The organism is Streptomyces sp. H39-S7, from assembly GCF_027158205.1.
Classification (GTDB): domain Bacteria; phylum Actinomycetota; class Actinomycetes; order Streptomycetales; family Streptomycetaceae; genus Actinacidiphila.
The window spans coordinates 1-16,614 of sequence record NZ_JAPVLU010000017.1 but is presented as its reverse complement, the minus strand read 5'-3'; the positions used below and the strand labels follow the sequence as shown (position 1 = coordinate 16,614).

16 protein-coding genes and 1 tRNA gene are annotated in these 16,614 nt (G+C 72.9%); 8 read left to right on the top strand and 9 right to left on the bottom strand.

Annotation, left to right across the window (positions count from 1 at the left end; genetic code table 11):
* The first annotated feature begins 51 nt into the window (after nucleotides 1–51).
* Both O3X23_RS17995 and O3X23_RS17990 read left to right on the top strand, forming a co-directional pair.
* A complete protein-coding gene (locus O3X23_RS17995; protein WP_269272429.1) occupies nucleotides 52–2,508 on the top strand; it encodes a phosphoribosyltransferase in 2,457 nt (818 codons plus the stop codon).
* Nucleotides 2,505–3,350, top strand: a complete 846-nt coding sequence (locus tag O3X23_RS17990) for an HAD family hydrolase (protein ID WP_269272428.1) — start codon at nucleotides 2,505–2,507, stop codon at nucleotides 3,348–3,350. The genes O3X23_RS17995 and O3X23_RS17990 overlap by 4 nt, the downstream gene beginning before the upstream one ends.
* Before the next feature lie 62 nt (nucleotides 3,351–3,412).
* On the opposite strand, the gene O3X23_RS17985 is transcribed toward O3X23_RS17990, so the two are convergent.
* Nucleotides 3,413–4,039, bottom strand: coding sequence for a nucleoside/nucleotide kinase family protein (locus tag O3X23_RS17985; RefSeq protein ID WP_269272427.1), 627 nt, complete (start codon nucleotides 4,037–4,039; stop codon nucleotides 3,413–3,415).
* A 52-nt stretch (nucleotides 4,040–4,091) separates the two neighbouring features.
* Between O3X23_RS17985 and O3X23_RS17980 the strand changes: the two genes are divergently transcribed.
* Complete coding sequence (locus O3X23_RS17980; RefSeq protein ID WP_269272426.1) at nucleotides 4,092–4,751, top strand: O-methyltransferase; 660 nt, start codon at nucleotides 4,092–4,094, stop codon at nucleotides 4,749–4,751.
* On the opposite strand, the gene O3X23_RS17975 is transcribed toward O3X23_RS17980, so the two are convergent.
* Genes O3X23_RS17975 through O3X23_RS17950 form a run of 6 tightly spaced genes read right to left on the bottom strand, consistent with a single transcriptional unit; the run spans nucleotide 4,729 to nucleotide 10,026 of the window.
* The gene (locus tag O3X23_RS17975) at nucleotides 4,729–5,310 is read right to left on the bottom strand and encodes a DUF4383 domain-containing protein (protein WP_269272425.1); all 582 of its coding nucleotides are present in this window, start codon (nucleotides 5,308–5,310) and stop codon (nucleotides 4,729–4,731) included. The genes O3X23_RS17980 and O3X23_RS17975 overlap by 23 nt on opposite strands.
* Nucleotides 5,311–5,362: 52 nt before the next feature.
* The gene (locus O3X23_RS17970; protein WP_269272424.1) at nucleotides 5,363–6,064 is read right to left on the bottom strand and encodes an HAD family hydrolase; all 702 of its coding nucleotides are present in this window, start codon (nucleotides 6,062–6,064) and stop codon (nucleotides 5,363–5,365) included.
* Nucleotides 6,061–7,143, bottom strand: a complete 1,083-nt coding sequence (locus tag O3X23_RS17965; RefSeq protein WP_269272423.1) for an ABC transporter ATP-binding protein — start codon at nucleotides 7,141–7,143, stop codon at nucleotides 6,061–6,063. Before O3X23_RS17965 ends, O3X23_RS17970 begins: the two co-directional genes overlap by 4 nt.
* Nucleotides 7,140–8,021 carry an ABC transporter permease gene (locus O3X23_RS17960; RefSeq protein ID WP_269272422.1) on the bottom strand — a complete coding sequence of 294 codons (882 nt, stop codon included), beginning with the start codon at nucleotides 8,019–8,021 and terminating at the stop codon, nucleotides 7,140–7,142. The genes O3X23_RS17965 and O3X23_RS17960 overlap by 4 nt, the downstream gene beginning before the upstream one ends.
* Entirely contained in the window at nucleotides 8,009–8,863 is an 855-nt protein-coding gene (locus tag O3X23_RS17955; protein ID WP_269272421.1) for an ABC transporter permease, read from the bottom strand. Before O3X23_RS17955 ends, O3X23_RS17960 begins: the two co-directional genes overlap by 13 nt.
* A complete protein-coding gene (locus O3X23_RS17950; protein ID WP_269272420.1) occupies nucleotides 8,863–10,026 on the bottom strand; it encodes an ABC transporter substrate-binding protein in 1,164 nt (387 codons plus the stop codon). The genes O3X23_RS17955 and O3X23_RS17950 overlap by 1 nt, the downstream gene beginning before the upstream one ends.
* A gap of 177 nt (nucleotides 10,027–10,203) precedes the next feature.
* Between O3X23_RS17950 and O3X23_RS17945 the strand changes: the two genes are divergently transcribed.
* Both O3X23_RS17945 and O3X23_RS17940 read left to right on the top strand, forming a co-directional pair.
* The gene (locus O3X23_RS17945) at nucleotides 10,204–10,953 is read left to right on the top strand and encodes a GntR family transcriptional regulator (protein ID WP_331283922.1); all 750 of its coding nucleotides are present in this window, start codon (nucleotides 10,204–10,206) and stop codon (nucleotides 10,951–10,953) included.
* Nucleotides 10,954–11,059: 106 nt separating this feature from the next.
* Nucleotides 11,060–13,003: a phosphocholine-specific phospholipase C gene (locus O3X23_RS17940; protein WP_269272419.1), complete on the top strand. Its 1,944-nt coding sequence runs from the start codon at nucleotides 11,060–11,062 to the stop codon at nucleotides 13,001–13,003.
* A gap of 61 nt (nucleotides 13,004–13,064) precedes the next feature.
* Here O3X23_RS17940 and O3X23_RS17935 read toward each other — a convergent pair whose 3' ends face one another.
* Together O3X23_RS17935 and O3X23_RS17930 are read right to left on the bottom strand one after the other, a co-directional pair.
* Complete coding sequence (locus O3X23_RS17935) at nucleotides 13,065–13,277, bottom strand: FmdB family zinc ribbon protein (RefSeq protein WP_269272418.1); 213 nt, start codon at nucleotides 13,275–13,277, stop codon at nucleotides 13,065–13,067.
* 68 nt (nucleotides 13,278–13,345) lie between these two features.
* Nucleotides 13,346–14,587: a hypothetical protein gene (locus O3X23_RS17930; RefSeq protein WP_269272417.1), complete on the bottom strand. Its 1,242-nt coding sequence runs from the start codon at nucleotides 14,585–14,587 to the stop codon at nucleotides 13,346–13,348.
* A gap of 189 nt (nucleotides 14,588–14,776) precedes the next feature.
* On the opposite strand from O3X23_RS17930, the gene O3X23_RS17925 reads away from it, so the two are divergent.
* The 3 genes from O3X23_RS17925 to O3X23_RS17915 all read left to right on the top strand — a co-directional run bounded on the left by O3X23_RS17925 (nucleotide 14,777) and on the right by O3X23_RS17915 (nucleotide 16,553).
* Nucleotides 14,777–14,848, top strand: a tRNA-Val gene (locus tag O3X23_RS17925).
* 192 nt (nucleotides 14,849–15,040) lie between these two features.
* The gene (locus tag O3X23_RS17920) at nucleotides 15,041–15,730 is read left to right on the top strand and encodes a hypothetical protein (RefSeq protein ID WP_269272416.1); all 690 of its coding nucleotides are present in this window, start codon (nucleotides 15,041–15,043) and stop codon (nucleotides 15,728–15,730) included.
* 61 nt (nucleotides 15,731–15,791) lie between these two features.
* A complete protein-coding gene (locus O3X23_RS17915) occupies nucleotides 15,792–16,553 on the top strand; it encodes a bestrophin-like domain (protein WP_269272415.1) in 762 nt (253 codons plus the stop codon).
* Nucleotides 16,554–16,614 lie beyond the last annotated feature (61 nt).

The window sequence follows — 16,614 nt, the reverse complement described above, 5'->3', positions numbered from 1 at the left end:
TCCACGCCGCGTCTGATCGACGCATCGACGCACAGAAGTGAGAAACACCGCATGGCAGCAACACCGACATGGTCCGGCCAGTGGGTCGCGGACCGGCTGGACATCGCCCTGGAGGGCGAGGGACTGACCGATCTGCTCGGGCTCGCGCTGCGGGACAACCCGAAGCGCGCGCACCTGCTGGTGTCGAACGTGCTGGGCAAGCACGTTCCGCGGCACCCCTCCGACGTCCACGCCGCCGGGTACGGGCTCGGCCGCCGGGTGCGGGAGCTGCTCGGTGACGAGGAGGCCGCGCGGGCCGTCGTCCTCGGCTACGCGGAGACCGCGACGGGCCTCGGGCACGCGGTGGCCGACGGGGTCGCCCTCGCGCCGTACCTGCACTCGACGCGGCGCGAGGTCGCCGGGGTCGCGGCGGCCGGCGGTTTCGAGGAGGAGCACAGCCACGCCACCGGCCACCTGCTGCTGCCCGAGGACCCGGAGCTGCTGACGGGGGACGGGCCCCTGGTGCTGGTCGACGACGAGTTCTCGACGGGCCAGACCGTCCTGAACACGATCAGGGACCTGCACGCCAGGCGCCCGCGCGCCCACTACGTCGTCGTCGCGCTCGTCGACATGCGCTCGGACGCGGACCGGGAGCGGCTGACGGCGTTCGCCGCCGGTCTCGGCGCGCGCATCGACCTGCTCTCGCTGGCGTCCGGCACGGTCCGGCTGCCGGAGGGCGTGCTGGAGCGCGGCCAGGCGCTCGTCAGGGCGAGCGTGACGCCGCCGCCCGCGCCCGCGCAGGCGTACGAGGCGGTCCGGGTGGACCTGGGCTGGCCCGAGGGGCTGCCGGACGGCGGACGGCACGGCTTCACGCCCGCACACCGCGAGCGGCTGGAGGCGGCGGTGCCGTCGATGGCCGAGGCGGTGCGCAAGGAGCTCCCGGCGGACGCGCGCCGCGTCCTCGTCCTCGGCAACGAGGAGCTGATGTACGCGCCGCTGCGGCTCGCCCGGGAGATCCAGTCGGCCACCGGCGCCGAGGTCCGCTTCTCCACCACCACCCGCTCACCCGTGCTGGCCGTGGACGACCCCGGCTACGCGATCCGCAGCCGGATCGTCTTCCCCGCCCACGACGACCCCTCCGACGGGCCGGGCCCGCGCTACGCCTACAACGTGGCGGGCGGCGGCTTCGACGTGATCGTCGCCGTCGTCGACTCGGCGGGGGACACCCCGGCGCTGCACGCGCCCGACGGGCTGCTCGCGCACCTCGCCGCCCACACCGGGCGGGTACTGCTCGCGGTCGTGCCCGCGTACCAACCGAACGGACAGGTTCAGCAGATGGCTCAGACCCCCGCACTCCCCTCCCCCCTGCGCGGTCCGGCGTTCTCGTCGTACGCGGCGGACGAGGTCGGGTGGCTGCTGAAGGACCTGTCGGGCGTCGAGCTGGAGGCGCCGACCGAGGAGCGCGAAGAGGCGATACAGAGCGGCGGTGCGCACTACGCGGAGTCGCTGCCGGTGGAGTACCAGCCGAGTGAGGCGTACCAGGCGCTGTTCCGGGCCGCGCTGGACACCTCCGCCGACCGGATCGCGCGGGCGGTGGGCGCCGTCACCGAGCTGGTGCTCGCCGAGCGCGGCCCGGACGCCGTCCTCGTCTCGCTGGCGCGGGCCGGCACCCCCGTCGGGGTGCTGATGCGCCGCTGGGCGCGGCACGCGCACGGCCTGGAGCTGCCGCACTACGCCGTCTCGATCGTGCGCGGCCGGGGCATCGACACCACCGCGCTGCGCTGGCTGGCCGAGCACCACGACCCGGAGCAGGTCGTCTTCGTCGACGGCTGGACCGGCAAGGGCGCGATCACCCGTGAACTGGCCGAGGCCGTCGAGCCGTTCGGGAACTTCAACCCGGACATCGCGGTGCTCGCCGACCCGGGAGGCTGCGTCGGCACCTACGGCACCCGGGACGACTTCCTGATCCCCTCCGCGTGCCTCAACTCCACCGTCTCGGGGCTCATCTCGCGCACCGTGCTGCGCGCGGACCTGATCGGGCCGAACGAGTTCCACGGCGGTAAGTTCTACCAGGAGCTGGCCGGCTCGGATGTCTCCGGGCTCTTCCTGGACACGGTGACGGCCCGCTTCGACGCGGTCGCCGACGCGGTCGCCGCGGACGTCAAGGAACTCCGGTCGCAGGACCGCAGCCCGACCTGGGAGGGCTGGGCCGCCGTCGAGCGGATCAGCGAGGAGTACGGCATCGGCGACGTGAACCTCGTCAAGCCCGGTGTCGGCGAGACGACCCGGGTGCTGCTGCGCCGCGTCCCGTGGAAGATCCTGGCGCAGCGCGGCGCCGGCGCGGACCTGGACCACGTGCGGCTGCTCGCCGAGCAGCGCGGGGTGCCGGTGGAGGAGGTGGACGGGCTGCCGTACTCCTGTGTCGGCCTGATCCACCCGCGCTTCACCCGAGGGGCCACCGGCGCCGACGGTCTGGCGGCCACCGCCACCGCTGCCACCGCCACCGACGGAAAGGCGGATGCCCGATGAGCGCCGCACGCCGTACCCTCGCCGCCAGCGACCTGGACCGGACGCTGATCTACTCCTCCGCCGCGCTCGCGCTCGGCATGCCCGACGAACACGCTCCACGGCTGCTCTGCGTCGAGGTGCACGAGGCGAAGCCGCTGTCGTTCATGACGGAGACGGCGGCCGGGCTGGTGCAGCGGCTGGCCGCCGAGGCGGAGTTCGTGCCGGCCACCACCCGTACCCGCAAGCAGTACCGGCGGATCAGCCTGCCGGGCCCGGTGCCGCGCTTCGCGATCTGCGCCAACGGCGGGCACCTGCTGGTCGACGGCCGTACCGACCAGGACTGGAACGCCGAGATGCGCCGCCGCCTCGCGGACGGTTCGGTGCCGCTGGCGGAGGTGCGCGCGCACCTGGCGCGGGTGACGGACCCGGCGTGGCTGCGCAAGGAGCGGGTGGCCGAGGACCTGTTCGCGTATCTCGTGGTGGAGCGGTCGCTGCTGCCGGAGAACTTCGTGAAGGACCTGACCGAGTGGGCCGACGGGCGCGGCTGGACGGTGTCGCTGCAGGGCCGGAAGATCTACACGGTCCCCAAGCCGCTGCGCAAGAGCGCGGCGCTCGAGGAGGTCGTGCGGCGTACCGGTGCCACCGAGGTGCTGGCCGCGGGCGACTCCCTGCTCGACGCCGACCTGCTGCTCGCCGCCGACCTCGGCTGGCAGCCGGGACACGGCGAGCTGGCGGACAGCGGCTGGACGGCGCCGCACGTGACGGCGCTGGCCACGCTGGGGGTCGCGGCGGGCGAGGAGATCCTGCGGCGGATGCTCGCGCGGGTGGCGGCCGGCGCGGAGGACGCTGCCGCGGCCGCGTGACGCCGGCGGGCGGCTGTCGGATGGCTGAGGGGTGACGGGGGGACCGACGGCGCCGGGCGCCGTCAGTCCCTGGTGGTCACCACGCGCGTGCAGTTGGCGCGGGCGGCCTCGACCCGGTCCGCGTTGGGGCGTTCGCTGGACGCTATGAAGGCGTGCGCCTCGGGCTCGCTGCGCCCGCCGCGGATGTGGCGGCGCAGCAGCCGCTGTTCGCGCACCGCCCGCGGGGCGTCGACGAACCACAGCTCGTCGAGCAGGTCGCGTACCGCCTCCCAGCCGGGCCCGTCGTCGGCGAGATAGTTCCCCTCCGTGACGACCAGCCGCACCCGCGGGAGCACGACGAGGCCGGCGGCGATCGGCTCCTCCAGCCGGCGGTCGAACTCGGGTGCGTAGACCGGGCGTTCGTGGTGGGACCGCAGCCGGCGCAGCAGGTGGACGTAGCCGTCCACGTCGAAGGTGTCGGGCGCGCCCTTGCGGTCGGACCGGCGCAGTCGCGCCAACTGGGCGTTGGACAGGTGGAAACCGTCCATCGGGACGTACGCGGCGGTGTCCGCGCCGAGCCGCGCGTTGACGCCGTCGACCAGTCGGCGGGCGAGGGTGGACTTGCCGGCGGCGGGCGCGCCCCCCATCCCCAGCAGGGCCCTGCGGCCTGGAATGCTGGGCACCAGGGCGACGGCATCATCGACGAGCATGCCCGTCACCCTACGGCCAGGTCAGGACGGCACGTCCATTCGAGGAGAAACCTTGTACGAGACGAAGAATCCGCAGCTCACCCCCGAGCTGTACGCGTATGTACTGGCGCACAACCCGCCGCTGGACCCGGTCCAGCGGGAACTGGTCGAGCTCACCCACACCCGGCTCGCCGATGTGTCGGGGCTGCAGACCGCCGAGGAGCAGGGCCCGCTGCTCGCCTTCCTGGTCCGGCTGATCGGGGCCCGCCGCATCGTCGAGGTCGGCACGTTCACCGGGTTCTCCACGCTGTCGATGGCCCAGGCGATGCCGGCGGACGGGCAGCTCATCGCCTGCGACGTCTCCGAGGAGTGGACGGCCGTCGGCCGCGAGGCCTGGGCGAAGGCGGGGGTCGCGGACCGGATCGACCTGCGGATCGCCCCGGCGCTGGACACGCTCCGCGCGCTGCCCGAGGGGCCGTGGATCGACTTCGTCTTCCTCGACGCGGACAAGGTCGGCTATCTCGCGTACTGGGAGGAGCTGGTGCCGCGAATGAGCCCCGGCGGCCTGTTCGTCGCCGACAACACCCTCTACCACGGTGCTGTGGCGGACCCGGCGGTCGAGGGGCCCGCTGCGGCGATCCGCGCCTTCAACGACCGGGTGCGGGAGGACGACCGGATGGACGACGTGCTGCTCACGGTCGCGGACGGGCTCACCGTCGCCCGCCGGCGGTAGGCCCCGGCGACCAGCTCCTGTTCTGAGGCAGCCCGCGAGGCGGGGTCCGGCGGGCGGCCACAGCCGCTCGTGCCGCCGCCTCGCGCGCCGCCGCTTCGGGGTGGCGCCGCTTCCAGTTCGGGTTGTCGTGCGGGAGGCCACCGGAGACGCGGCCGTACATGCCGAAGACGAGCAGCATCAGGCCGACCACGAAACTGAAGATCACGTTGGGCATCCGGAAGGCCAGGAAGTTGTGGCTGCTGTCCAGCAGGGCGAGGTTGACGAAGCCGCTGAGGATGAACAGGCCGCCCAGGACCATGTTCAGGGTCGAGGCGGTGTTCCCGCCGATGACCATGCCCGCGAAGAGCAGCAGCCCGACGGCGATCGACAGGACGCTCAGCGTGCCGTTGGTGTTCAGCCCCGCGACCTTGTCGCCGTGGGTGTCGAAGAGCGGGATCTGGTCGAGCAGCCCCAGGATGCCGAAGACCAGAAGGATCAGCCCCATCAGGCCCGCGCCGATGCGGTAGACCTGGTTCAGCCGGTGGTCGGCGGGCAGGTGATCGTCCAGCGATACGTCCATGGACACCTCCTCGACGGAAGCGCGGTAAACGGAACCACATACCCCGCTTATCTCAAGCATCCCTCCTGGGCGCCGCTTCCTCAACCGCTCCGCCCCTGGCCGCCCCGTCCCCGACGAGGGAGCGCAGCAGCGCGGGCCCCACCAGCTCCAGGCTGCGCAGCACCGTCCGCCCGGGGGCGGACGGGATCGGCACGACGGAGGGGACGGCCAGCACCCGGCACCCCGCGGCCTCGGCGGAGGCCACCCCGGTGGGGGTGTCCTCCACGGCCACGCAGTGGGCCGGCCGGACCCCGAGCAGCCGGGCCGCCGCCAGGTACGGGTCGGGCGCGGGTTTGGTGCGGGCGGTGTCGTCGGCGGTGACGGTGACCGCGAAGTTCTCCCGGCCGAGCACGTCGAGCACCAGGTCCACGACCCGCCGCGGCGAGGCCGAGACCAGCGCCGCCGTCACCCCCTCCGCGCGCAGCGCGGCCACCAGGGCGGTTGCGCCGGGGCGCGGACGTACCCCGCGGGCCACCAGCTCGGCGAAGCGGGCGTCCAGCTCCGCCGCCAGGTGCTCACGGGTGCGTCCGGTCCCGGTGACCGCCAGCAGATGGCCGGTGGTGTGGCCGACCGACCGGCCCAGCACGTCGGGGACGTCCGCCTCCGTCAGCGTGTGGCCGAGCGCGGACGCGGTCGCGGCGACCGCGTCCCACCACACGCCCTCCGTGTCGACGAGCGTGCCGTCCATGTCGAAGAGCACCGCTTCCAGCGTCACGCGGCGGGTCCGTCGACGAGCACCGGGCGCCGCGGAAGGGTCACGGTGACGGCCGCGCCGGCCGGCAGGGTGGCCGCCCGGTGGCTGGGCACGTCCGCCTTCACGGTCGCGCCGTCCGGCAGCGACAGCGTCAGACGGGTGATCGAGCCGTGGAAGGCGGCGGTCAGCACCCGGGAGCGGCCGTCGGCGTCCGCGGCGGCCTCCAGGGCCTCCGGGCGGACCAGGACGTCCACCGGGCCGTGTGCCGGGGCGGAACCGCGCACCGGCAGCCGCTGCCCGAGCACCTCCACGTCACCGTCGGCCATCACACCCGGCAGCCGGTTCATGGTGCCGACGAACTCGGCGACGAACGCGGTCGCGGGCGTGTCGTACAGCTCGGACGGCGCGGCGACCTGCTCCAGCCGGCCGTCGCGCATCACGGCGACCCGGTCGGCCGTCGACAGCGCCTCCTCCTGGTCGTGCGTGACGAAGACGGTGGTGATCCGCAGCTCCTGCTGCAGCCGCCTGATCTCCTCGCGCAGCGTCACCCGGACCTTGGCGTCCAGCGCCGACAGCGGCTCGTCCAGCAGCAGCACCTTGGGGCGCAGCGCCAGCGCGCGGGCCAGCGCCACCCGCTGCTGCTGGCCGCCGGAGAGCTGGTGCGGGAAGCGCTCGGCGTGCTGCGGCAGCCCGACCAGCTCCAGCAGCTCAGCGGCGCGCGAGCGGCGCTCGCGGGCCCCGGTCCGCCGCATCTTCAGCCCGAACGCGACGTTGTCGGCGGCCGTCAGATGCGGGAAGAGGCTGTAGGACTGGAAGACCATCCCGGCGTCGCGGCGGTGCGCGGGAACGCCGCTGATGTCCTGGCCGTCGACGAGGACCTGCCCGGAGTCGGGATGCTCGAAGCCGGCCAGCATCCGCAGCGCCGTGGTCTTGCCGCAGCCGGACGGGCCGAGCAGCGCGAGCAGCTCACCGGGGCGGGCGGTCAGATCCAGGCCGTCGAGCGCGACGGTGGCGCCGAACGCCTTGCGCAGCGCGCGGAACTCGACGGTCGTGGCCGATGTGGCGGGCGACGTGGCCTGCTCGGCCGTAGCGGCGGTCATGCCACCTCCTGTGCGAGGGGTGCGGGGGCGGCCGTGTCGCGGCCGGCCCGGCGGGACGTGTGGTTCAGGGAACGGGACCGGTCGCGGCCCAGCGCGGCGAACACCAGCAGGAGCAGCCAGGTGACCACCAGGCTCAGCACCGAGACGGCCACCGACAACTGCGCCTGGTCGCCTCCGGTGTTGACGATCCACACCGCGAACGGCTGGTACCCGAGCAGCGCGCCGACGGTGTACTCGCCCAGGACCAGCGCGAGGGTGAGGAAGGAGGCGTTCAGCAGAGCGCCGCGCATATTGGGCAGCACCACCTGAAGGACGGCGCGCGGTGCGCTCGCGCCGCAGCTGCGCGCGGCCTCCACCAGGACGCGGACGTCGACCGCGCGCAGCCCGGAGTCCAGGGCCCGGTACGCGAGCGGCAGCGCCATCACCGTGTAGGCGAGGACCAGGACGAACGGGAACCGCTTGTCCTGCACGGCGGTGAACGTCTGGAAGAGCGGGGTGCGCGACAGGTGCTCGGGGCCCCAGCGCAGCACGCTGCTGTAGCCGGAGACCAGCGCCACCGACGGGACCACCAGCGGCAGCGAGCAGATGATCTCCAGCACCGGCCGCAGCCGGGGGGCGCCGAGCCGCACCGCGACGAGTGCGGGGACCAGCAGCAGCATCACCAGGACGATGGTGGCCGCGGCGAGCTCCAGGGTGAGCAGCAGGCTGTCGGTGAATCCGTCCGCGCCGAGGATGCCGCCGTAGGCGTCCAGGGTGAGGCCCTGGCCCGGGACGTCCACGGTGAAGACCACCGAGGCGGCCACCGGGACCACGAAGTACAGGCCGGCCACCAGGCCGACGGCGCCGCGCCACAGCGGCCCGCGGGTCAGTCGAGCCATCGTGCGCTCCTTCGCTGGAGGGGGACGTAGACCGCCATGACGAGCCCGGCGACCACGACCATGTCCAGGCTGAGCGCGAGCGCGATGTTGCCCTGGCCGACCAGGACGTTGCCGGAGAGCGCGTCGGCGATCTGCACGGTGATCAGCGGCACCGAGCCGCTGCCCAGCGCCGCGGCCGTGGCGTAGGCGGCGAAGGCGCTGCCGAAGAGCAGCACGTAGCCGCCGAGCAGGGACGGGGCCAGCACCGGCAGCGCGACGTGCCGCCAGTACTGGAAGCCGGTGGCGCCGTTGTTCTGCGCGGCCTCGCGCCACTGCGTACGCAGGCCCTCCAGCGCCGGGGTGATGGCCAGGACCATCAGCGGCAGCAGGAAGTACAGGTAGACGGTGACCAGGCCCCAGAACGTGTACAGGCTCCAGCCGGCGCCGGTCAGGCCCAGGTGCTCGGTGAGGACGCCCGCGTTGCCGAGGGTGGCGATGAAGGCGAACGCGAGCGGTACCCCGCCGAAGTTGGCGAGCACACCGGACGCCGCGAGGACGCCCTCCCGCAGGGCGCGGTGACGGGACGTCACCACGGCCTGCGCGAGGGGGAGTCCGAGGACGGCGGCCAGCAGCGCGGACAGCGCCGACAGCTTGACGCTGCCGACCAGCCCGGTGAGGTAGGCGCCCTCCACGGAGTCCGTGAGGTTCGCCGTCGTCCACCGCGCGCCGCCCGGCGCGTCGTTCGGCGTACTGAAGGCACCGGTCAGCATGGCGGCGGCGGGCAGGCCGAACGCCACCAGCATGAACAGCAGGAGGGGCAGCGCCGCCAGCAGCCCGGCCGGCGCCCTGGTTTTCGAGGTCATCAGGAGACGGCCTTGGCCCAACCCTGGGTGACGGCCTTCTTGGCCGCGTCCACCTGCGCGGGTGTCGGGAACGCCGGGGTGCCGGCGACGGCGGGCAGCTTGGCCGCGGCGGCCGCGTCGAGCGTGCCGGCCTGCTTGAGGGCGTCCATCAGCACGGGACGCGCGTACCCCTTGAGCCACAGGTTCTGGCCCTCGGCGCTGTACAGGTACTCCTCCCACAGGCGGGCGGCGGCCGGGTGCGGCGCGTCCTTGTTCACGGCCTGCGCGTAGAACTGGGCGTAGACGCCGTCGCTGGGGATGGAGACCTTCCAGTCGACGTTCTTGCTCTTGAACTCGTCGGTGTAGCCGGCGTTGAGGTAGTCCCAGTCGATGCTGATCGGCGTCTCGCCCTTCTGGACGGTCGCCGGCGTCGACTCCACCGGGTTGTAGTTGCCCGACTTCTTCAGCTGCCCGAAGAAGTCCAGGCCGGGCTGGATGTCGGCGAAGGAGCCCTTGTTGGCGATGGCCGCCGCGTAGACGCCGCCGAAGGCCGAACCGGACTTCGTCGGGTTGCCGTTCAGCGCCACCTGGCCCTTGTACTGCGGCTTGAGGAGGTCCGCGAAGGTGGCGGGGCACTCCTTGACGCGCTTGGCGTCGCAGCCGATCGAGACGTAGCCGCCGTAGTCGTAGTACCAGCGCGCCTGCGCGTCCTTCTGGGCCGCCGGGATCTTCTCGTAGTCGGCGACCTTGTACGAGGCGAACAGGCCCTGCGCGGCGCCGCTCAGCGCGAAGGCGCTGCCGAGGTCGACGACGTCGGGGGCGCGGTCCTGGCCCTTGCGGGTGCTGATCGCGCTGAGCTCGATCTGGCTGGACGCGTCGGGGTTCTCGACCGCGACCTTGATGCCGTACTTCTTGCTGAAGCCGTCGATGATCGCGCCGTAGTTCGCCCAGTCGCGCGGCAGGGCGATCGCGTTGAGCGTGCCCTCCTTCTTCGCGGCGGCGACCAGGGCGTCCATTCCGCCCATCTCGGCGGCGGAAGTGGCGGTGGCGGCGCTCTTCTTGCCGTCGGCCGCGGTGCTTTCGGAGGGTGCGGCGCCGCAGGCACTGAGGCCGAGCGCCGCTATGGCGACGACACTTGCGAGGCCGGCGGCCCGGGGGCGGGGCAGGATCACGGGACTCTCCATGGACTGAGCCAGTGTTGGCTGTACAACTTGGCAACGCGCTCACAGTACGCCGGAGGCCGGTGGCCGGAAGGTGAACGGACCGCCTAGTCGCGGCGTCGGTCGCGAGAACGCCCCGATTCCCCCGGGGCCGGCGGTTAGGCTCGGTCGCCGGAGCAGGGATCGACGTGGGGGAGCAGCGTGACGGACGGCCGGCAGACGATGTACCGGAAGGTGGCCGCCGATCTGCGGCAGGCCATCGCCGACGGTGCCTACGGGTCGGGCGGCCGACTGCCCGCCGAGAGCGAACTCGCCACGCGCTACGGCGTCTCGCGCGGCACCGTGCGCCAGGCCCTGGCCGTACTGCGGGCCGACGGCCTGGTCACCTCCCGGCGCGGCACCCGCCGCGTCGTCCTGGGCACCGCCCGGGTCCAGAGCTTCGCGGAACTCCTCAGCTTCACGCGCTGGGCGCGCTCCATCGGCGAGGAGCCCGGCGGCCGCGTGGTGGAGATCGTCCGCGGCCCCGCCGACGAGGTCGAACGCGAACAGCTGCGCCTGGGGCCGGGCGCCGACGTCTACCGGGTACTGCGGGTGCGCACCCTCTCCGGCGTGCCGGTGATGGTGGAGCGGTCCGTCTATCCCGAGCGGGTGGGCGTCCTCGTCGAGGGGCTCGATCCGCACGCGGTCTCGCACACCGTCCCGCTCCAGGAGCAGGGCGTGCTGTTCACCGACGCGCACCACACCATCGACCTGGCCCTCGCGGACGCCGACGACGCCCGGCTGCTGGGCTGCGCGGTGGGCGATCCGCTGCTGCGCGAGCGGCGGCACACCACCGATCCGGCGGGCTCCCCGGTGGAGTGGTCGCAGGACCGGTACCTGCCGGGAACGGTGGCCTTCACCGTCCACAACTCGACGGCGGTCACCTCGCTCTCGCGCCGCACGGGAATCTGACGAAACGTCGGTCCCCGGTCTTCCTCTGTTCATGCGCGGCTGCCATCATCGCTACTCGTCAGTAACCCCGAGTAACGCCCTCGCTCCGCTCTGACCAGGAGGCACCGTGTCCGACCTCTCCGGCCTGCCCAGGCCCGGTATCTCCCGCCGCACGCTGCTGGGTTCGGCCGTCGCCACCGGCGCGGCCATCGGCGCCGGCGTCCTGCCCGCGGGTCTGCAGCAGGCGCTGGCCGAGCCCGCACGGCAGGGCACGCTGGACGATGTCGAACACGTCGTGGTCCTCATGCAGGAGAACCGCTCCTTCGACCACTACTTCGGCACCCTGAACGGTGTCCGAGGCTACGGCGACAGCTCGCTGCTCCGCTTCCCCAAGGGCTCCGACGTCCTGCGCCAGCGGCTGCTCGGCTCCGTCGGCGGCACCAGCCTGCTGCCCTGGCACCTGGACACCAGCACCTCCGACGCCCAGCGGATCTTCGACCTGGACCATTCCTGGGACGGCACCCACAGCGCCTGGGCCAACGGCCAGTACAACAACTGGATCCCCGCCAAGACCTGGTACACGATGGGCTACTACCGGCGCCAGGACATCCCCTTCCAGTACGCACTGGCCGACGCCTTCACCCTCTGCGACCAGTACTTCTGCTCCACCATGGCGTCCACCAACCCCAACCGCCTCTACCTGTGGTCGGGGACGGTCGACCCGCGCGGCACCGCCGGCGGCCCCGTCGTCGACAACAGCGAGAAGGGCTACACCTGGACGACGTACCCGGAGCGCCTGCAGGCCGCGGGCATCTCCTGGAAGGTCTACCAGCAGGAGGACAACTACGACGACAACGCCCTGGCCTGGTTCAAGCAGTACCAGAACGCCTCCAAGGACTCCCCGCTGCACGTCAACGGCATGGTCAAGCGGGGCGCCGACGACTTCGCCCAGGACGTGGCCAACGGGAAGCTGCCCGCGGTGAGTTGGGTGGTGGCCCCCACCGAGCAGTCGGAGCACCCCAACCACCCGCCGGCCCAGGGCGCGGACTTCACCTCCTCCTACGTGCTGGAAGCCCTCGCGGCCCACCCCGAGGTCTGGGCCAGGACCGTCGTCCTGCTCAACTACGACGAGAACGACGGCTTCTTCGACCACGTCATCCCGCCCGCCGCCCCCGACGGCACCCCCGACGAGTTCATCAACGGCGCGCCCATCGGTCTCGGCCCGCGCGTCCCGATGATCGTCATCTCCCCGTGGAGCCGGGGCGGCCGCGTCAACTCCGAGGTCTTCGACCACACGTCGGTGCTGCGCTTCCTGGAGAACTGGACGGGGGTGCGCGAGCCCAACATCTCCGCCTGGCGCCGCACCGTCTGCGGCGACCTGATGTCGGCGTTCGACTTCCGGACGTCCACGACGGCGTTCCCCGCCCTGCCCGACACCAAGAAGCTGCTGGCGGACCTGGCCGAGCAGCACAAGAAGGTCCTTCCGCCGCTCTTCCCGCCGCTGGTCCAGCACTTCCCGGAGGTGGAGCCGGGCGACCGCCCGGCGCTGCCCACCGGTTACCGATTCGGCTCGTCCTCGCGGACCGACGCGGCCAAGGGCCTGCTCTGGATCACCGTCGACAACCTGGGCACCCTCGGCGCGGGCCTGTCGATGTACACCGTCAACCACCGCAAGTTCGGCGCCTGGCGCTACACGCTGCCCGTCGGCGGCAGCGTCACCGAGTACTTCAGCGCCCAGTCCGTCAGCGGCGGCCCGTACGACATCGACACCCACGGCCCGGACGGATTCCTGCGCGGCTGCAAGGGCGACGTCCGCACCTGGACCGACCCGGCGAAGGCGCACCCGGAGGTGGCGGCGGCCGAGGCGCCGGACGGCGTCCACCTCACGCTCACCAACACGGGCGGCAGGCCCGCGGTGTTCACCTTCCCCGGCTCCCGGGTGACGGTCGCACCCGGCGGCTCGGCGACCGCGGTCGTCCCGTCCCTCGCCGCGGGCCGCTACGACTTCGCCGTGACGGCGGACACCGGCGACGGTTTCGAACGCCGCTTCGCGGGCCGCCTCCAGCCGTGACTCCCGGGCGGTCCCGCGCGATCTCGCCTCCGCGAGTTGTACAGCCAACTGGGAGCAGCCGCTAGCTGCAGCAGCCGCCTCCACAGCAGCCGCCGCCACCGCCGCCACCCGACGCGGGGGCGGCGGTGCTGCCGCCCACGGCGACGGCCGACAGCAGCTTCACCGTGTCGTCGTGCCCCTCCGGGCAGCTCGCGGGGTCGGAGGACTCGGCCATCGGCCGGTTCAGCTCGAAAGTGGTACCGCAGGACCGGCAGCGAAACTCGTATCGGGGCATGCTCGAAGAATAGCCGCGTCCCGCCGCGGGCCCTCCGCGAAGCGGCGGTGTTCTGCGCGGGTGAAGCCTCAGCGCCCCTGGGCGCGGTCCTCGCGGATGTTCGCGACCACCCGGTTCACGGTCTCCCGCACCGACGCCGTCTCCGTCAGGAAAGCCCAGTAGTCCGGGTGCCGGCCCTCCAGCGCGGCGAGCGCCCGGTCCAGCCGCGCCACCGCGTCGTCCAGCGGCCGGGCGTGCCGGGGCTCGGGAGTCGTACGGCCCTGCATCGCGAGCCGCTGCGCGTCCCGGATGGCGAACCGGGTCTTCTCCACCTCGGCCTTCGGATCCTTGCTGACCTCGTTCAGCCGGCGCAGCCGGTCACCGGCGGCGGACACCGACCCGTCCACGTCGTCCAGCAGCGCCCGCACCGTGCTCAGCCGGGACGTCGCGTCGGCCCAGCGCTGCTCGTCGCGCGCCTTGGTGGCCTCCGCGAGCTTGCCGAGCGCCTGCGCCACGGCGGTCTCCGCCTGCGCCGGCACCTGCTGCAGGTCCTGCCAGCACGCCAGCGAGAAGCGTCGCCGCAGCTCACTGAGGACCGGCTCGACGCCGGCCGCCCGGGTGGCCAGCGCCTCGACGCGGGTGCGCAGGCTGACCAGCCGCTTGTCGATCTCCTTCGCCTGCTCCGGCAGCCGTGACGCCTCCGCCCGGATCGCCTCCGCGCGGCGCTGCACCTCCTCCGCGCGCGCCAGCGTCTCCGGCACGCCGTGCGTGCCGGCCCCCTGGTTCAGCTTCGTCAGCTCCGGGGAGAGCGCCGCCAGCCGCGAGGCCAGCTCGTCCCCCTTGAGCCCGGCGGCCCGCACCGCGTCCAGCGCGTTGCTCGCCGCCAACAGCCCCTGGCGCGCCCGCTCGACCGCCGGCGCCAGCCGCGCCAGCTGTGTCTCGGCCTTCCCCAGCAGGGGAGCCAGGCTCGCGGCGAACCGGTCCAGGTCCGCCTTGGCCCGGTCGAGGTCGTCCTTCGCCTTCGCCAACTCGTTGCGGGCCCGCCCTGCGGCCGCCGCGTCCAGCTCGTCGTGGTCCAGGTCATGGGCGTCGACGGTGGCGATGTACGCCCCGCTGACCTGGTCGATCTGCTCCCCGAGCGCCCGGAACCCGGCCACCGCGCGCTGCGCGGCCGGCGAGTTGTCGACGGCGCTGATGGTCTCTATCGACAGGTCCAGGTCCCGCTGTGCGGTGTCCAGCTCGTAGAAGGCCTGGGAGGCGGCGTCCTTCGCGGCCTGGGCATCGGCGCGCAGGTTGTCGCCGCGCCGCCACCACGAGCGTGCCGTCGTCACAGTGACTCTCTCCCGCAGGTCCGCCGCTGGTGTCTGTCGGCTCCAGTCTCCCACCTGACCAAGACGAATACACGGCCCAGGCCGGTTGCACGGACACGTGACCGAACGCCGGGGGATGCTTTACCCGCCCTTGGTATCCGGTTGGGGAGCACAGGGTTCGGCGAGGTAACCTGTCACTTCACGTTCCGAGGGCGTGTAGCTCAGTGGTAGAGCAGCGCCTTTACACGGCGCTGGTCGGCGGTTCGAACCCGTCCACGCCCACCGCTCGATCTCTCCGGGAGCCCCCGGCCAGCAATGGCCGGGGGCTCCCGGCGTTTCCGGGGGCCGGAGGGCCCGCGACGGCGGTCGCCATTCGAACTGGTGCGGGGTTTAACGATCTTGCGTTGATTCGTTCGGGGGAACGGGCTCGAACCGGGTCATATCAATGGGACGCTGGGCCGCAAACTCTGTCCTGTGAGAAACCGGTGGGGAAGGGCCGCCCTGCGTGCGGCGGTCGTGGCGGCGGGAGCCGTCCTGTGCGGTTCGGGGTTGCTGGTACCGGCGGCGCGCGCCGACGAGGGGTGTCCCGGACCGGTCGTGGAGCAGGGCTCGGTGCACGTCTGCGTCCAGGCTCCGTACCCCCACGGACACGGTGACGAGGATGAGGACAGCCACGGCCACGGTCACGGCCACTGGCATCACCACCACCACTGCCACTGCTACTGGCACTGGCACCACGGCCATCCGTCCTGCCCCGAACCGACTCCGACGCCGACTCCGACTCCGACGCCGACCCCCACGCCGACGCCCACTCCCACGCCGACCCCCAGCCCCACCCCCACGCCCGTTCCCACCCCCGCACCGTCGCGCAGTGTGGTCGTCCCGCCCCCGCGGGCCACCCCGCCGCCCCGCGGCAGGCCGTCGCCGGCCCCGGCGCCGCCGAGCGAGCCGGCGCCCGTCGTCACCACCGCGCCGACCCCGTCCCCGCGGCACGCCCCACCCGCGCGCCCGGCCGTCCGCTGGCCGGCCCCCGTCGCGGCCCCGGCACCGCCCAAGCACCGGCGGCAGCCGCTGATGATGACGATGCTGCTCACGACGGTGCCGGGACTGCTCGCGGCGGCCGCGCTCAAACCGGGATCGAACGTGTACCGCAGGGGCCGTTGACGTCCTCGGACGTCCGGTGACCCGTAGACCCGCTGTCCGTTCCGTCAGCTAGGAGTTCGTCATGTCCCAGTGGATCGCCCTGGTGATCGCGATGGCCGCCGCCTGCGTGGTCGTCATCACCGTCGTGGTGCTCAAACAGCGGCGCGTCCCGGCGGACGACGATCCCTCCGAGACGCCCGATGTCATCGAGTACATGACGATGATGATCGGGGTGATCTACGCGATCGTCCTGGGCCTGGCGATCGCGGGCGTGTGGGAGGGCCAGGGCACGGCGCAGGACGGCGCGATGCGGGAGGCGCAGGCCCTGCACGAGGTCAGCACGCGCGTGCGGGTGTACCCGCCCGAGGTGCGGGACCGGATCCGTGCGGACGTCGACGCGTACGTCAGCTACGTGGTGCACAAGGAGTGGCCGTACATGGCCGACCACGGCGCCCTCTCCCCGAAGGGGACGGAACTGCTGTCGGCGATCCGCCGGGACGTGACGGACTACGTGCCCAAGGGCGACCTGGACGCACAGGCCTACCAGCCGGTGGTGGATCAGGTGGCGGTGGCCGACGAGGCGCGCACCGCACGCGGCCAGAACGCGAGCGCGACCATGCCGGGGATGGTGTGGTTCGGCCTCATCGGGGGCGCCCTGGTGACGGTGGGGCTGATCTTCACGCTGCAGATCCGGCGCTCGGGGCGGGAGTTGCTGCTGGCGGGCCTGTTCAGCGCGCTCATCGCGTTCCTGCTCTTCCTGATCTGGGACCTCGACGCCCCGTTCGGCCAGGGCATCTCGGTCGGTCCCGACGTCTTCCTCGAGCTGTTCCCCGCCCTCCAGTAGGCCTTGGACGGCGTGGTGCGGCGGAGCCGACGGAAAGGGCGGGGGGGGGGGGGGGCGGGGG

Excerpts from the sequence above, each read along its gene's own strand:
- O3X23_RS17995 (WP_269272429.1), top strand. The coding sequence starts at position 52 with ATGGCAGCAACACCGACATGGTCCGGCCAGTGGGTCGCGGACCGGCTG.
- O3X23_RS17990 (WP_269272428.1), top strand. The coding sequence starts at position 2,505 with ATGAGCGCCGCACGCCGTACCCTCGCCGCCAGCGACCTGGACCGGACG.
- O3X23_RS17985 (WP_269272427.1), bottom strand. The coding sequence starts at position 4,039 with ATGCTCGTCGATGATGCCGTCGCCCTGGTGCCCAGCATTCCAGGCCGC.
- O3X23_RS17975 (WP_269272425.1), bottom strand. The coding sequence starts at position 5,310 with ATGGACGTATCGCTGGACGATCACCTGCCCGCCGACCACCGGCTGAAC.
- O3X23_RS17965 (WP_269272423.1), bottom strand. The coding sequence starts at position 7,143 with ATGACCGCCGCTACGGCCGAGCAGGCCACGTCGCCCGCCACATCGGCC.
- O3X23_RS17960 (WP_269272422.1), bottom strand. The coding sequence starts at position 8,021 with ATGGCTCGACTGACCCGCGGGCCGCTGTGGCGCGGCGCCGTCGGCCTG.
- O3X23_RS17955 (WP_269272421.1), bottom strand. The coding sequence starts at position 8,863 with ATGACCTCGAAAACCAGGGCGCCGGCCGGGCTGCTGGCGGCGCTGCCC.
- O3X23_RS17950 (WP_269272420.1), bottom strand. The coding sequence starts at position 10,026 with ATGGAGAGTCCCGTGATCCTGCCCCGCCCCCGGGCCGCCGGCCTCGCA.
- O3X23_RS17935 (WP_269272418.1), bottom strand. The coding sequence starts at position 13,277 with ATGCCCCGATACGAGTTTCGCTGCCGGTCCTGCGGTACCACTTTCGAG.
- O3X23_RS17915 (WP_269272415.1), top strand. The coding sequence starts at position 15,792 with ATGTCCCAGTGGATCGCCCTGGTGATCGCGATGGCCGCCGCCTGCGTG.